General features: G+C 55.7%; 15 protein-coding genes and 1 pseudogene. 3 read left to right on the plus strand and 13 right to left on the minus strand.

From position 1 onward, the window contains the following. Position 1: 1 nt before the first annotated feature. A complete protein-coding gene (locus ED661_RS16075; RefSeq protein WP_122074982.1) occupies positions 2-394 on the minus strand; it encodes a cytidine deaminase in 393 nt (130 codons plus the stop codon). A gap of 127 nt (positions 395-521) precedes the next feature. Next, the gene (locus tag ED661_RS16080; protein ID WP_122074984.1) at positions 522-1,619 is read right to left on the minus strand and encodes a cupin domain-containing protein; all 1,098 of its coding nucleotides are present in this window, start codon (positions 1,617-1,619) and stop codon (positions 522-524) included. A gap of 171 nt (positions 1,620-1,790) precedes the next feature. Between ED661_RS16080 and ED661_RS16085 the strand changes: the two genes are divergently transcribed. Then, positions 1,791-4,064, plus strand: coding sequence for an NADP-dependent malic enzyme (locus ED661_RS16085; RefSeq protein WP_122074986.1), 2,274 nt, complete (start codon positions 1,791-1,793; stop codon positions 4,062-4,064). Positions 4,065-4,175: 111 nt separating this feature from the next. After that, on the plus strand, positions 4,176-4,901 hold the full coding sequence (locus tag ED661_RS16090) for a CbiX/SirB N-terminal domain-containing protein (protein ID WP_122074988.1): 726 nt from the start codon (positions 4,176-4,178) through the stop codon (positions 4,899-4,901). A gap of 526 nt (positions 4,902-5,427) precedes the next feature. On the opposite strand, the gene ED661_RS16095 is transcribed toward ED661_RS16090, so the two are convergent. From ED661_RS16095 to ED661_RS16130, 8 genes are all read right to left on the minus strand, one after another. Beyond that, positions 5,428-7,062, minus strand: a complete 1,635-nt coding sequence (locus ED661_RS16095) for an acyl-CoA synthetase (RefSeq protein WP_122074990.1) — start codon at positions 7,060-7,062, stop codon at positions 5,428-5,430. Positions 7,063-7,070: 8 nt separating this feature from the next. Next, entirely contained in the window at positions 7,071-7,865 is a 795-nt protein-coding gene (locus tag ED661_RS16100; protein ID WP_122074992.1) for an enoyl-CoA hydratase, read from the minus strand. 14 nt (positions 7,866-7,879) lie between these two features. Next, entirely contained in the window at positions 7,880-8,329 is a 450-nt protein-coding gene (locus ED661_RS16105; protein ID WP_122074994.1) for an OsmC family protein, read from the minus strand. Between the two features lie 25 nt (positions 8,330-8,354). After that, positions 8,355-9,497, minus strand: coding sequence for a glycine cleavage T C-terminal barrel domain-containing protein (locus ED661_RS16110; RefSeq protein WP_122074995.1), 1,143 nt, complete (start codon positions 9,495-9,497; stop codon positions 8,355-8,357). Positions 9,498-9,655: 158 nt separating this feature from the next. After that, positions 9,656-10,147: an Lrp/AsnC family transcriptional regulator gene (locus tag ED661_RS16115; RefSeq protein WP_122074997.1), complete on the minus strand. Its 492-nt coding sequence runs from the start codon at positions 10,145-10,147 to the stop codon at positions 9,656-9,658. A gap of 1,514 nt (positions 10,148-11,661) precedes the next feature. Beyond that, a complete protein-coding gene (locus tag ED661_RS16125) occupies positions 11,662-12,126 on the minus strand; it encodes a hypothetical protein (RefSeq protein ID WP_122075001.1) in 465 nt (154 codons plus the stop codon). 524 nt (positions 12,127-12,650) lie between these two features. Next, entirely contained in the window at positions 12,651-12,800 is a 150-nt protein-coding gene (locus ED661_RS21965; protein ID WP_162930151.1) for a hypothetical protein, read from the minus strand. Between the two features lie 80 nt (positions 12,801-12,880). Then, positions 12,881-13,108, minus strand: coding sequence for a TauD/TfdA family dioxygenase (locus ED661_RS16130; protein WP_254054861.1), 228 nt, complete (start codon positions 13,106-13,108; stop codon positions 12,881-12,883). On the opposite strand from ED661_RS16130, the pseudogene ED661_RS16135 reads away from it, so the two are divergent. Then, positions 13,050-13,283, plus strand: a pseudogene (locus ED661_RS16135) (tyrosine-type recombinase/integrase); the annotation flags it as partial. The gene ED661_RS16130 and the pseudogene ED661_RS16135 sit on opposite strands and share 59 nt — an antisense overlap. Positions 13,284-13,352: 69 nt before the next feature. Here ED661_RS16135 and urtE read toward each other — a convergent pair. From urtE to urtC, 3 genes are read right to left on the minus strand one after another with little or no spacing between them, the layout of a single operon-like run. Beyond that, positions 13,353-14,051 (minus strand): urea ABC transporter ATP-binding subunit UrtE, encoded by a 699-nt coding sequence (gene urtE / locus ED661_RS16140; protein WP_122075005.1) that lies wholly within the window; start codon positions 14,049-14,051, stop codon positions 13,353-13,355. Positions 14,052-14,054: 3 nt separating this feature from the next. Further along, positions 14,055-14,795, minus strand: coding sequence for an urea ABC transporter ATP-binding protein UrtD (gene urtD, locus ED661_RS16145; RefSeq protein WP_122075007.1), 741 nt, complete (start codon positions 14,793-14,795; stop codon positions 14,055-14,057). Further along, positions 14,792-15,958: an urea ABC transporter permease subunit UrtC gene (gene urtC, locus ED661_RS16150; RefSeq protein ID WP_122075009.1), complete on the minus strand. Its 1,167-nt coding sequence runs from the start codon at positions 15,956-15,958 to the stop codon at positions 14,792-14,794. Before urtC ends, urtD begins: the two co-directional genes overlap by 4 nt. Between the last annotated feature and the right edge of the window lie 4 nt (positions 15,959-15,962).

Below are 15,962 nucleotides of genomic sequence, written 5' to 3' on the forward strand. Positions count from 1 at the left end.
GTTAGCTCCGCACCATATGGCCGGCATCAAAGGCCCCGGGCAAAAGATCGCCAATGGTGGTCTCCTGCTCCACCCCCTCAAGGGTGCCCATAGTGACCTTCACATCACCAGCGCCAAATTCCTTGAGCTTTTGACGGCACCCGCCACAGGGCGGCACCGGCGCGGGGCTGTCGGCGACCACATAGACCTCTGCGAGTTCCCGCTCACCGGCGGCAACCATAGCAGCAATGGCACCGGCCTCGGCACAGGTGCCTTCGGGATAGGCGACATTTTCGACATTGCACCCTACATAGACATTGCCCGCAGGGGTGCGCAGCGCCGCGCCAACCAGGAAGTTGGAATAAGGCGCATGGGCGTTTTTACGCACGGCGAGGGCAGCATCTTTCAGGCTCATCGGGGCCTCCCATATTTTTTGATCAACTGGTCAGAAGGTCGCAGAATAGGGGAAATCCACCAGAAAGGTGAAGCCCTTCTTTGCGCCGCCACCGCACAAAGAAGGGCCGACGTCAAAAAGGACCAAGTTACCCCTCTGCAAGGCTTGTCTTGAACACGCCAGGAAGGCTCACCTCGAGCAATTCCAGATCGGCGCTGGCATCGCTGAGCCGGGTTTTCATTCCCGGCGGGATCACAAAGGCATCGCCCTCTTCCAGTGGATAGGGATCGCGCCCCTCGCCCTCCAGCGTCACCGCGCCATTCATTACAAAGGTAAAGTGGATATCACTGTCATGGCTGGCCCAGACCGGATCCAGATCACCTGCGGCAGGGCGCACCACCTGCACCCCGGCAACACCCTTGGTGTTCTTGGCAATTGTCGTGTCGCGGGCGTCAAACCCTGGCAGGCGGAACGGTGCCCAACTGGCGCCCTTTGCCCTGTTGTAGACAAAGCGCTGCCCCTGCCATTCGCGCTCTGGGCGCAGATGTGGCGTTGGCAGGGTCATCTCGTGGTCGATCTCGGTCACATGTTCGGCCGGCACGCCAATCTCGATCACCTGAACATTGTCGCTGGCCTCCAGCACCCTATGGCGGATCTCGGGCGGTTGGATAAAACAATCCCCGGCAGTGAGGCGCATCTTTTCGCCCTGATCCTCATAGACCACATCAACCCAGCCATGGATGCAAAAGATCAGCTGAAAGCCAACCCGGTGAAAATGAACCATATCCGGCACCGGCCCCCCGTCGGGGATGCGAATATGGCTGGCAATGATCGACCCACCCAGCCGGTCCGGCACCAGATCGCGGTAATGCATACCCGCACGACCAATGATCCAGGGGGCCTGGTCCTTGAGGCGGCGCACCACAAAGCTGTGCACGGTTTCAGGCATCACCAGCGGCGGGTGGCGCTCTTCGATCTCGACTCTGGTGCCGTTTGGCGCGGTCAGAACCCGCTGACCATCGGCAAAACCATCGGGGTTGTCACATAAAATGCGCAGCGTTCCGGGCGCCTCGGTCGCTGCCTTATCGATCCGCAACCGCAACCCATACCCGGAAAACACCCCTACTGAGGGATCATCCGCCGGGTAGATCATATCCATCTTCATACCCAAAACCTTGGTAAAAAACGGAATATCATCACGCAACTCCTGCGTGGGCAGGCGCATCTCGGCTACAATATCGCTCATGTCATTCTCCCTTTTGCCCTGCCGCTCTGGTCATCGCAGGTTGTTTTTTCGCACAGTGCGGTGAAGTTTCCCATTGCGCAAGAGAGTGCAGATCACGTTAGGTTAGGAAAAGCCTGTTCACCTGACGTCAAAAATGGTTTAACGTTAAACTATACCTTTTTGGAGCCCCTCATGTCTGACACCCCTTCGTTACGCGACGCGGCCCTGCGTTACCACGAATTCCCCCGCCCGGGGAAACTGGAGATCCGCGCCACCAAGCCAATGGCCAATGGCCGCGATCTGGCGCGCGCCTATTCGCCGGGCGTCGCCGAGGCCTGTCTGGAGATCAAGGCGGATGCCGAGAATGCGGCGCGCTATACTGCGCGGGGCAATCTGGTGGCGGTTGTCAGCAATGGCTCTGCCGTGCTGGGGCTTGGCAATATCGGCGCGCTGGCCTCCAAACCGGTGATGGAGGGCAAGGCGGTTCTGTTCAAGAACTTTGCCGGCATTGATTGCTTTGACATCGAAGTCAACGAGAGCGACCCGGAAAAGCTGGCTGATATCGTCTGTGCGCTGGAGCCCAGCTTTGGCGCCATCAACCTGGAAGACATCAAGGCACCGGATTGTTTCATCGTGGAAAAACTCTGCCGTGAACGGATGGGGATCCCAGTCTTTCACGACGACCAGCATGGCACCGCCATCGTGGTTGGCGCCGCCGCCCGAAACGCGCTACATGTGGCAGGCAAGAGCTTTGAAGAGATCAAGATCGTCTCAACCGGCGGTGGGGCTGCCGGCATTGCCTGTCTCAACATGCTGGTGAAGCTAGGGGTAAAGCGGGAGAATATCTGGCTTTGCGACATTCACGGGCTGGTTTACGCGGGCCGCGTTGAGGACATGAACCCGGAGAAAGCCGCCTTTGCCCAGGCCTCCGATCTGCGCAGCCTTGAGGATGTGATCGAAGGTGCCGACATGTTCCTCGGCCTCTCTGGCCCCAATGTGCTGAAGCCTGAAATGGTCGCCAAGATGACCAAGCAGCCGATCGTCTTTGCTCTGGCCAACCCCAACCCAGAGATCATGCCAGAGGCCGCCCGCGAAGTTGCTCCGGATGCGATTATCGCCACCGGGCGCAGTGATTTCCCCAACCAAGTCAACAACGTGTTGTGCTTTCCCTTCATCTTCCGCGGGGCGCTGGATGTCGGAGCCTCCGAGATCAACGACGAGATGCAGATCGCCTGCGTCGAAGGTATTGCCGAACTGGCCCGTGCCACCACCAGCGCCGAGGCTGCTGCCGCCTACAAGGGCGAGCAGCTGACTTTTGGCGCCGATTATCTGATCCCCAAACCCTTTGATCCCCGTCTGGTGGCCGTGGTTTCATCGGCCGTAGCAGAGGCCGCCATGAAAAGCGGTGTTGCCGCCCGCCCGATCGAGGATCTGGAGGCCTATAAGCAAAAGCTGAACCAGACCGTCTTTAAATCTGCCCTGCTGATGCGCCCGGTCTTTGAGGCCGCCCGCGCCGCCGCCCGCCGCATTGTTTTTGCTGAGGGCGAGGACGAGCGGGTGCTGCGCGCCGCGCAGGAAATTCTCGAGGAAACCACCGAGACCCCCATTCTGATTGGCCGCCCCGAGGTGATCGAGGCGCGTTGTGAAAAACTGGGATTGCGGATCCGCCCCGGCAGTGACTTCCAAATCGTCAACCCAGAGCATGACCCACGCTATTACGACTACTGGACCAGCTATCATCAACTGATGCAGCGTCAGGGCGTGACCCCCGATCTGGCCAAGGCGATAATGCGCACCAATACCACCGCCATTGGCGCCATCATGGTGCATCACGGCGAGGCCGACAGCCTGATCTGCGGCACCTTTGGCGAATATCGCTGGCATCTGAACTACGTGAACCAGGTACTTGGCGGCAATGGATTGGAACCACACGGGGCACTGTCGATGATGATCCTCGAAGATGGCCCCCTGTTCATCGCCGATACCCAGGTGCGGATTGAACCCACGCCGGAACAGATTGCCCAGACGGTCATGGGCGCCGCCCGCCATGTGCGCCGCTTTGGTATCGAGCCAAAGATCGCACTCTGTTCGCAGTCTCAGTTTGGTAATATCGCCTGTGACACCGGCAGCCGCCTGCGCGCCGCAATCGAAATCCTCGATGCCAATCACTGCGATTTCACCTATGAGGGCGAAATGAACATCGACACCGCCCTGGATGCCGAGTTGCGCGGGCGTATTTTCCCCAATTCCCGCCTGCAGGGCGCCGCCAATGTCCTGGTCTTTGCCCATGCTGATGCCGCCTCTGGGGTGCGAAACATCCTGAAGATGCGCTCTGACGGTCTGGAGGTCGGCCCCATCCTGATGGGCATGGGCAACCGCGCCCATATCGTCAGCCCCTCGATCACCGCACGCGGCCTGCTGAACATGGCGGCAATTGCCGGCACCCCCGTCGCACAATATGGGTAGCCGCAGGGCAACTGGGCTGGCTCTGGAGGGGACGTAGGCGCCCCCTGCCCTTCCCGCGCCGACCTTCATCAATCCGCAGGCGATTAACCCGGAAAGACCCAGCACACGCCCATGCCACGATCTGCAAAAACCGCTGTTTTGACCGCCCATGGCCAGCCCTCCGCTCCGGAGGGACAGGAAAAAGCACTGGCACGCCTGGCACAACAGGTCTCGGACCTGCTGCCCGGTTGGGAGATCCGCTCGGCCACACTGTCCAGTCCCGGTCGCCTCGAACAGGTCATGCAGGACGGCGCTCTCGTCTACCCCTTCTTTATGGCCAGCGGTTGGTTCACCTCGCAGGTGCTTCCCAAACGGTTGCAGGGGTTTCGCTACGATCAGCTCCCCGCCTTTGGCCTGGACCCGGCCTTGCCACTATTCACCGCAGATCTCCTAAAACAGGCCTTCCAGCCTCAACCCTCCTCACGGGTTGACAAACCAGCCCTGTTGCTCGCCGCCCACGGCTCAGCCCGCGGGCCAAATGCGGCCGAAGCCACCGAGCGCTTCGCTCAGGTCCTGCGCCCCCTGCTGCCCGACCAAGATGTTGTCACCGGCTATATCGAACAAGCGCCCCGGATTGCAGATGCCGCACAAAAGCTGCCCACAGGCAGTCTCTGTCTGCCGTTCTTTGCCCAGTCAGGGAACCACGTGACATCAGATCTCCCTTCGGCCCTGCGAGAGGCCGATTTCACTGGGGAAACTCTGCCAACCCTCGGCAGTCAGAGGGGTATTGCCAGGCTCATCTCTCAGGCGCTGCTGCAGGCCGCCCTCGCGCGCAACGCCCCTCCCTCTCCCGGTTAAGGAGGAAGGTCAAAGTAATTGCTCAGTCTGCAACGCCTGAAGCATTGGGCAAAAATTTTCAGAATTCTCGATCATTTTGACCCTTGCGGACCAGTCAAAACCCAAACAAAAGATGCCACAGACTGTTTGGCAGGACACCACGTGCCACAGCGAAGGTCCGAAGGCGAGTTGGCGGAGTGGTGACGTAGCGGATTGCAAATCCGAGTTCAACCCCTCGAATTTACAGCCGAATTTATGTGCTCAAGCCCTTGGACAAATCGGGAACCAAACGTGAAAGTGTGGTTAAACTCACCCGCATGTCACCCTTCTTTCTCACATCAATTTGAGGGGTGATTTTTACTCCAAAACTACCCTGCTAGTTCCAGGTGTTTTTAGTTTTAGTAGTGCTACGATAGGCCCACTCGACCCAAAATCTCAAAGGCACGGCAACCAATTGAGGGGGGCTTTCAAAAACTTGCCGAGCATTGTTGCCGGACTTTTCACGATGCACCCGACCTAGGAAAAAGCGTTCAAGCCGCCGCTTCATTTAGACGGCTGGCGTGTTCGCTTGTTCACGCAGAGCAAACTTCTGGATCTTGCCGGTTGATGTCCGAGGGATTGGGGCGAAGACGAAACGGCTCGGCACTTTGTAATGGGCAAGATGCTCGCGGCACCAAGTTTGCAACTCAGGTGCATCCGCCGTTTGGCCTGCCGCAAGTTCGACAAAGGCGCAGGGTGTTTCGCCCCATTTCTCATGTGACATGGCCACAACTGCAACGACTTCGACAGCGGGGTGGCGATAGAGCGCTTCTTCGACTTCGATGGAAGAGATGTTCTCTCCTCCGGAAATGATCACATCTTTTGAGCGGTCCTTGAGCTGGATATAGCCATCAGGGTGGATCACGCCCAAGTCGCCTGAGTGGAACCAGCCCCCCGCAAAGGCTTTCTCGGTGGCGATCGGGTTACGGAAGTACCCTTTCATCACGACGTTGCCGCGGAACATGACTTCGCCCATGGTTTGGCCGTCGCGTGGAACCGGCATCATTGTATCCGAGTCAAGAACGTCGAGGTTTTCCAGCGGCAGGTAGCGCACACCTTGGCGCGACTTGAGAGCGGCTTGCTTAGCTGGCGGCAGATCAGACCAGCTGTCATGCCAGTCGTTGACGACAGCGGGGCCGTAGGTTTCTGTCAGCCCATAAAGGTGTGTCACGTCAAAGCCCGCAGTTTTCATGTCAGCAAGAAGCTTTTCGGGCGGCGGCGCGGCGGCTGTGAAAAACTGGACGGTTTTGTTGAGTGTGCGCTTGACCTCGTTAGGGGCGGAGATCATCAGGGACATCACGATGGGTGCGCCGCACAGATGTGTTACGCCCTCATCAGCCAGAGCGTTCCAGATCGGCTCGGCGCGGACATGGCGCAGGCAAACATGTGTTCCGATGATGGCAGAGAGTGTCCAAGGGAAACACCAGCCGTTGCAATGGAACATCGGCAAGGTCCACAAGTAGACCGCGTGTTTTTGCATCGAGACGGTAAGCGCGTTGCCCTGTGCCAAAAGATATGCGCCGCGATGGTGCGAGACGACGCCCTTGGGATCACCCGTGGTGCCCGAGGTGTAGTTGACCGAGATCGCATCCCATTCATCAAGCGGCATGAGCCAGTTGAACGCGGCATCCCCCTGAGAAAGGAAGGCCTCGTAGTCTGTGGCCTCGGGCTGTTTCAGAACAGTGCCGTCAAACTCGGGGTCGTCATACTGGATCAGCACGGGGCGCACCGTGGCCAAGGCCAGCGCCTCTTGCATCAGCGGCATGAACTCGCGATCAACGATCACCAGTTTGCTCATCGCGTGGTCGAGTTGAAAGGCGATAATCGCCGCATCAAGGCGTGTGTTGATCGAGTGAAGCACAGCGCCGCACATCGGTACGCCGTAATGGCACTCAAGCATCGCGGGCGTGTTTGCGAGCATGACCGAGACTGTGTCTCCGCGCCCCAGGTTTTGTTCCGAGAGCGCATGTGCGAGCTGCCGGGAGCGCGCGTAGAACTCGGCATATGTGCGCTTTAGCGCGCCGTGGCTGATGGCCGTGTGTTCGGGGAAGACGCTGGCGGCCCGCTCAAGGAACGTTAGCGGTGTGAGCGGCTGGTGGTTGGCTTCGGTGCGCTCCAGGCCCTTATTGTAAGGATTTTCCATGTTCTCTCTCACTTGTCTTGCCAGAGGGGTGCGCGTTTATCGATGAACGCGCCGATGCCTTCTTCGGCGTCGCGGGCCAGCATGTTGTCGACCATTACGCCAGAGGCGTAAGTGTAAGCGTCAGCCAAGGGCATCCCTCGCTGTGCGTAGAAGGCCTGTTTGCCTGTGGCCAGTGTCATGCTTGATTTTGAGGCAAGCTTGGCTGCCATCTCCTGGGTCGCGGTTTGCAGCTGGTCAGCGGGCACAACGCGGTTGATCAGGCCGATCTCGGCGGCGCGCAGAGCTGACGTCATGTCGCCCGTCAACAGCATTTCCATCGCGTGTTTGTTGGCTACGTTGCGCGAGAGGGCAACCATCGGCGTGGAACAGAACAGACCGATGTGCACGCCTGGTGTGCTGAACTGTGCACTGTCGGCGGCGATGGCGAGATCGCAGCTGGCGACCAGCTGACAGCCCGCCGCCGTAGCCACGCCTGTGACCTCGGCGATCACTGGCTTGTCGCAGGTTACGATGGCTTGCATGACACCCGAGCACATCTCCATGACCGAAGCAAAATAGGCCTTGCCGCCATCAGCGGCGGTGCGGCCTGCTGTCATTTCCTTTAGATCATGCCCCGCGCAAAACGCAGGACCATTGGCCGCGAGGATGATGACGCGAACCGAGGGATCACATCCCACCTCTTTGAATGCGCCTCCAAGAGTGGCAAGCATTGCCTCAGAGAGCGCATTGCGGCGCCCGACATCATTGAGCGTCAGCCGCAGAATGCCGGTTTCATCAAGATCACGGAGTAAAATATCGGTCATAGCTCGGTCCTTTCTCAGAGGATGTTGATCTCGACACTGTCGGCGAGAGTGTTGGCGATAAAGCAGTAACGGTGCGCACGATCCTGCATTTCGGCCAAGTCTTCGTCGGAAACAGAGAACCCAGTGTCAAAGCGCACAACAGGGTGCAGGTCGATGCGGGTGACAGACATCTGACCTTTTGGGTTTTTGCCCAGATGCGCTTCGGCGTAGTCGTGATAGCTCGCGACCGGCCAGCCCGATTTGGCGGCGAGCGCAAGGAACGTCATCATGTGGCAGCTTGACAGCGCCGATCCGAGTGCCTGTTCGGGGTTCGTATTGCACGGGTCTCCGCCCCAATCGGGGGCGGAATCCACCTGAACATCGTAGGTGTTGTTGAACCGCACGGTGTGCTCGTTAGAATAGGCTCCGGTTTTGAACTCGGTCGCGGTGCGCTGCCAATGCAGCTCGATGGCGAGATCGGACATGTGTTTGCTTCCTTTCAGGCGCCGCTCACGAGGCCGCGATTTGTTTTTTGGGGTCATGGAACGGGCGTTCGACAATGGTGGCGCGTCGCGGTCCCAAGCCCGTCATCACGTCAAACTGGGTTCCGATGTCCGAGGCCTCGATTGAAACCAGAGCCAGTGCGATGTTCTTGACCAGGCGGGGGGAGTAGACGGCTGACGTCACATTGCCAATCTCGACGCCGTCTTTTGTGGCGACCCAAAACGTCGTGTTCGGGCGTTTAAGTGGCGCGCCATTGATAACAACACCGACCTGTTTACGTGACACGCCCGCGTCTTTGATTTTGCGCAGGGCTTCTTTGCCGATGAAGTCGGCTTTGATGTCGAGGTTAACCAGTCGGTCAAGGCCCAGCTCGTAGGGGTTGGTCTGGATATTGGCATCGGCGTGATAGGACAGCATACCACCTTCGATCCGACGGATGGTCGAGGTGTGGCCAGCTTGAATGCCAAATCGCTCACCCGCTGTCATGATCTTCTCCCACAGCTCGTCGCCGCGCGTACTGTCACGCAAGTACAGCTCATATCCCAGCTCGCTTGACCAGCCTGTACGCGAGACGATGAGGGGAATGCCGTCAAGGTCATATTCGCGAAACCAGTAGTACTTGAGGTCGGCGATATCATCCCCAAGCAGCGCTTTCATGATGTCGCCAGAGCGTGGCCCTTGAAGTTGAAGCGGCGAGACATCAGGCTCATGAATAGCGACATCCAGACCCGCGTGAATGGCAACGCCCTGCGCCCAGAGCAAAATGTCGCTGTCGGCCAGAGAAATCCAAAAGTGGTTTTCGGCCAAGCGAAGCAGAATAGGATCGTTCAGAATCCCGCCATCGGCATTGGTGATCAGGATGTATTTGCACTGACCGACAGCCATCTTTGAAAGGTCACGGCAGGTCAGCAGTTGCATGAATTGAGCCGCGTCCGGACCCGTGATTTCAACCTGGCGCTCGACCGCAACATCACAGAGGATCGCGCTGTGCACAAGGTTCCAGAAGTTCTGGACCGGGTCACCAAAGTCGCGCGGGATATACATGTGGTTGTAAACGGAAAAACCTGTCGCGCCCCAGCGAACAGTCGCGTCAAAATACGGAGACTTGCGGATTTGTGTGCCGAAGCCAAAGTCGTCAGTTTGTGTCATGTGGTTTCCCTCTCATGCCTGCAACCAAGGGCTGCGGCGATATTGAACTGGAGGGATTTGTAGCGCCGAGATTGCGCCGAGATGGACTAAAACTGAGAGGGCAATCAGACCGATCAGACCATTGTCAGCGTTTGGCCGGACCGTTTGGTCGGCTGAGGCTAGTTTGCGGGGTTGGTGGCCAGCTTTGCCAGATTCGGGTGTGCGGATTTCACCTGCCGCGTCACTATGTAGGTCATGTAACGTTCCACCCCTAGCTCAGCAGATAAAAGAGTTTCCATCAGGATCTGAAAGGCGGCCAACGTTGGCGTGTGTATCTTCAGGACATAGTCCATGCCGCCGCCTGTTGCGATACACTCGGTGATCTCATCGACCTCGGCGATATAGGACTCAAAGCGGTCAAAGTCAGATTTCCGATGCTGGGTGAGCGCCAGGGTCACCACGACCTGTGTAAAGCTTCCGATGCGGCTCAACACGATATCAGCATGATACCCACGTATGAAGCCCGCCGCTTTGAGCTTGTCCAGCCTTACCCAGCACGGCGTAGGTGACAGGTTTACAATCTCGGCAAGTTTGGTCTTGCTGATCTGGCCGTTCTGTTGGATCGCACTGAGAATGCGAAGGTCGGTTGCATCAAGGCTGAACTTGCTCATCCGTTCAATCTTTCGCTCTATTGAAACATGACTGCGCCCAACACAACTCGGTGGCAACCCACTACCTCTGAACAGATATCAGGTGCTTTTCCTGATGGGCCGATCACAAAAGGTTCGCTTTTGCAGTTGCGACACAACTTGCTACCGAAGCGGCGGATGCCCGCTTTCCTGCCGAAGTACGTCGAAAAGGGGCAGTGCATTGGTCAAATTGGGCTCACAGCCGCCGTTCTCAGCACCAGCACACCAGATTGGCACTGTGGACGGAGATCAAGGTCTGCTGAGCGGACACAGCTGCCGTTGATTTCGGACTTTCCACCGTCCGCTTTGAAGCAGCAACGCTTATGAAGCCTATATCGTGAATGGTCTTAGCAAGCAGACGATTGCATCGATTCCACCCATGGCATCCCATCTGCACTGAAGCATGATATAATGAAATCGAGACAGGGTTTCTTCTTCATCGAAGTATTCAAGTTGAGGGAATTATTCGAGGTCGGGTCGGCTAAATAACTCGCCCTGCCTTGCACCGAATGTACCTGAGTCATCGGAATGCGTGCATGTCCAGTTGTCGCGATCAAAGACTGTACAATCATCGTAGTCATTAACGTACCCCCCTGTTCGACTGACCACACCTTCTTGTTGAACCCGGTATTCTGTCACTGCTTTTGGGACTAGCCTAGGCCGCCCTCCATTGGGATCGTAATCCACCACTTCAGTGGCAGTATAAGCTATAAAAATCTCGCGATCAAACCTCAGTTCGAAGAACGCAAAGACGAGCCAAGCGACAACAAATAAACCGAAAACCTTCTCATGTTGTTCTTGTAAAAGTTACCGTTCATGCGCCCTTCCGCAAAGTTCAGATCCAGCCCAAAGTCGGCCTGGCGTCAAAATTATGCGCTGTGAAAGCAGATCGATGAGATAGCATAGGGCAATACTGTTTGAAGCCAACTCTATTTATCTTTAGCCAGTCGTATCGCTTGAACCATACACATGCCGTGAAATGTACCTTGTCCGTCTGCGAGCATGGCTAGGTTTGCGCGTTTCTCAGAGTTCGCAGACGCAAGGTCCTTCTGCCCTTTAGCCGAGAGCCTATCAACCATGCACTCGGCTAAGAAAACGTTCTGCTTCGGCGTCATGTCCTTCCTAGATAGAAATTCGACATAGTTTTCCACAGCGCCCTGCTCGACTGAACCAGCACTGACCGGCAGGGAATTCAGAAAGAGGAAGCTTACTAGTGTAAAGAAACGCATTAAGTATGAACCTTCATTTATGGTCTGTGCAGAACCAGATTACTAAAACTCTGCACGACGCAGTAATCGACCCTTCGGGCTCACAGCTGCCGTTCGCCGCGCAAGCATACCAAACTGACACTGAGACCGGAGATCAAGGTCGGCTTAGCGGACTTAACAGACATCCACTGCGCGTAAGTAAATGTCTGGTTTGGGAAACCGTTCAACAAACGGTCGTTTTTGGAATAGGCATGTTAAGGCCGAAAGTTTGTCGGCCTACTGCCTTGCTCACACGGTTTTTGTACTAGCTTGCTTTTGCCTAACCTTTACCTGAGCAGGAAAGACAAATCCTAGTCCAGCCAAGGCTCCAAAGGCTGTAAGAGCGAGCCCTTGGTATGTGAAGACAACATAGTTTCTCTCGCCTTCTTGCATGAGGTCAGAGATACCTAAAGTAGCAACTAGTGCGTTAGCATTTATGCTCTCTGAGAGAACATACAGAGGCAGTAATAACACAAGTGATTTACCCGATATTCTTAATGCCCGTTTATATGGCATAGGCTCTTCAGTGGTCTTCATATACGTTGATATTAAGGGGAAGGCGGCCAACAAAATTATGGTTGGATGAGCTTTGAATACCAGCTCTAAAAAGTTGCCATAACCAATTTTTGGGAGGAAAAATACAGCAAGTGCGATAAGCAACCAAAGCGATACAGCTATCCCTACAAATACTATTAGTATCTTCGAATCTTTCACATTTCACCCTTTTTATCTTAAGAACCACCAACGGCGGCGTGATTGTTCGGGTGCCCCTAAAAGCGCTGTTACTTGTTACCTCTAAGCGCCTATGTCTGAGCAGCCTTTGTTCTCTGTGTAAGTCAGTGTTGCAGGGATGAAAACCCTTTCAACAAACGCTCGTTTTTGACACATCCGCCAAACACCCCGATTTCCGCTGTCAAAAACCCCTTCCAAAACCTAAGTGGTTCTGGAACGTTTTTGGTAGATCAGTGATGGCAGACACTCACGACGTTGCAGTATTTTGGCACTCTGGGCTCACTGCCGACATTGAGGGCAAAAAGCCGCTTTTGACAGCTTGAATGTCCGGTTCTGGGAAGTCGAGGCGCGATTTGTGCATGTGCGGCAACGAGAGCCAACCTCGCTTCGCATCGGTTACTTTGGGCTGACAGCGGTCATCCGCAACCTTGCATGGATCCGCGCTAACCTCGCAGACCGCCAACAACGGCAGCTATGCGCAGAAAGCGAAGTTTGCAAAGTCGTGGTCAGCGGGTCACCTTGAAGCCGTGACGGCCAAAATCGGCCTTTGGCCAGTCGGTCAAGATACTGCGGTCGCAGCCCGCATTGCCCACATTCGCTGCAACAGCGAAATCGCGAGTTTCACCAACGTGAATTGTGCGGGACAAAACGACCATTGGCGTGCACCAGCGAATGACCGCTAACTCTCATGTCCTGAGATCGAGATTCGTTCAAAATCGAAATGGTTAACAACTCCCTACATCGTCAGACCTCTAGCCTCGGCAAGACCATCACTATCAGTCATTGAACAGCAAACGCTGGCCAAAGTGCGCGGTTGTTCATAGGGCCAGGGCGTTCCTCGATGCATTGTGGCACGCTGATCCCAGACTAATACATCGCCAACCTGCCAAGTGTGGGAATAGAGGACCCGGCAATATGCGCGGCTTGTCCGTGAATGGGTGAATTCGATCGGGCTCGATCCCACATCTTTCGGAACCCATTCTATGAGACGGACTAAGGTTGCACACGTTTATCGCAAGACGGGCAACCTCCGTGCTGTTCGACTGTTACTCGACCATACGAAGATGGATAGCACCGTTCGATACCTCGGTGTCGAACTTGAAGATGCCTTGGCGATCTCAGAATCCATTGAAATCTAGAGCCATGGGCCGTCTTCACTGACGGCCCATGGCTGACATTAATGAGTTGCTCTTTTCTGCAATGCAGCGCTAAAGCGAGACGTTGTCCAACAATTCGGATCTCTCGAGCCCTTGTTTTTCACGATTAAGCGCAACATTTCCACGTTTCAGGACGACGAAATTGTCCCCTAGACCGTAAGCAAATTCAAAGAATTGTTCGACCAATATGATCGCCATGCCTCCCTGATCTCGCAGGTATCTGATCACGTCGCCGATCTGCTTAATGATATTGGGTTGAATGCCTTCCGTGGGTTCATCCAACAAAAGAAGTTTCGGCTTGGTCACCAAGGCGCGGGCGATCGCCAATTGCTGTTGTTGGCCTCCTGATAGATCTCCACCGCGTCTGTTGCGCATGTCTTGCAACACAGGGAAAAGTTCGAAAATCTCGTCTGAAACCAAGCGTTCGCTTTGATCAAGACAGGCGAAACCCGTTTCCAAATTTTCACGCACGGTCATCAAAGGAAAGACATCGCGGCCCTGAGGCACATAGCCGACGCCCATTCTGGCAAGTGTGTAAGGTTTGGCATTCAAAGGAACGTTTTGCTGATCCAACGTCACCAACCCGCTGGACCGAGGAAGTGTGCCAGAGATTGCTTTCAGCAGGCTGGTTTTGCCAACCCCGTTTGACCCCATCAGGCAAGTGACCTTGCCGACCTTTGCGGTCAAGGAAACGTCGTAAAGAATTTGGGAGTGTCCATAGTGCAGGGACAGGTTTTCAACATTCAGCATTTTCTATCGTCCCAGATAAACGTCAATGACTTCAGGATTTTGCGTGACGTGATCGATAGATCCTTCCGCCAGAACAGAGCCTTCGTGCAGCACTGTCACTTTGCAGTTTAATCGGCGCACGAACTCCATATCGTGTTCCACCACAACCACGGCGCGGGTTTTGGCTGCCTCGACCAGAATTTCGGTGGTTTTTCCACGCTCTGATACTGTCATCCCGGCGGCAGGTTCATCCACCAGCAGCAGGCGAGGATCTTGGGCCAGCAACATGCCTATTTCGAGCCATTGCTTTTGGCCATGGCTTAGTTCACCTGCGTTGCGTGTCAATTGTTCAGTCAGGTTGATTTCCGCAGCCAGCGCCTCGATCCGCGCGGCACCTTCGGTGGATTTGCGGTAAAGCAGAACCTCAAAAGGTCCGCGTGGATTTTTCAAGGCCATGGCTAGGTTTTCACGCACGGTTTGATTTTCAAACACGGTGGGTTTTTGGAATTTCCGTCCAATGCCTTCACGCGCAATCATGCTTTCGGATTTACCGATCAGGTTGATGGATTTTTCACCCCATAAAACGTGTCCTTCATCCGGTGTGGTTTTGCCGGTGATGATATCCATGAAGGTTGTTTTGCCAGCACCGTTCGGGCCAATGATGGCGCGCATTTCTGGCTCAGCAATCTGAAAGGCGAGGTTATTGATGGCTTTAAAGCCGTCAAAGGATACCGAGACGCCTGACAGTTCTAGAAGCGTGCTCATGAGGCATTCCTTTTCAGTTTTTCAAAGATCATGCCAATGCCGCCGGGGAAGAAGAGAGTGACCGCCACAAAGGAGACACCAAGCAAGACAAGCCACCATTCGGTCCATTGAATGGTGTAGAAACCAAGGTTGATATTCGGGGCTCCACCACCGGTGAACCAGCTGGACAAAAGCGAGACAAAGGCGGTGCCAATGACCGCGCCATACAGCCGACCGCGCCCGCCGATTGCGACCCAGACAGCCAGATAGATCGAGGCGATTGGGGCAACTTCGGCTGGATTGATGATACCGGCTTGCGGATAATAAAGCGCACCCGCGATACCCGCCACAACCGCAGTCAGAGTAAAGATAAAGAGCTTATAGCTTTCAACGTGATAACCCAGAAACCTAACACGCGCTTCACCATCGCGAATGGCGCGGATCACGCTGCCCATTTTACCGCTCAAAACGCGGGCGAAGAGGACATAGCCCAGCCCCAGCGCCACAGCAGAGGCCCAGAAGAAGGCCATGGAAATGACAGACTGCGGTATGGCTTCAAAGCCCGGGATGTTTTGTAAGCCAGACAACCCGTTGTTGCCGCGCAGACCACTGTCATTTTGAAAGAGATAAAGCGCCAGGGCGAGTGTCATGGCCTGGGTCAGGATCGACAAGTACACGCCAGTGACGCGGGACCGGAAGGCCAGCCAGCCAAAGACCAGCGCCAGAAGGCCGGGTACCAGCACCACGAGCAGAAGCTGTAATGCCAAGCTATGTGAGAAAGCCCAGATCATAGGAAACTCGGTGGATCCCACCACGCCAAAGATCTGAGTGGCGATGGCGTCGTTGATCTCGGTTGGTGTTGGTGGAATGGTCCGTTCTGCCAAGTTCTGCGTCACGATGGCTTCTGTACGCGCATACATCAGCCACATGCCGACGGCATAGCCACCAATGCCAAAGAAGGCAAAGTGGCCGAGAGACAAGATCCCGCAATAGCCCCAGACCACATCCATGGCGATGGCGATCAGACACAGGCAAAGCACCTTGCCGAGGGTCTTCACAAAAGAAGTCGAGATCACTCCGGCGCCCGTTGCTTCTGCCAGAACAGTGACACCAAGGGTGAATAGTCCAAGGCAGGCGAGGAACCAAAGAACGGATGGGTTTTCAGCAAAGAAGCTCTTACGCATCGGA

Source organism: Pseudophaeobacter sp. EL27 (assembly GCF_900313025.1).
Classification (GTDB): domain Bacteria; phylum Pseudomonadota; class Alphaproteobacteria; order Rhodobacterales; family Rhodobacteraceae; genus Pseudophaeobacter.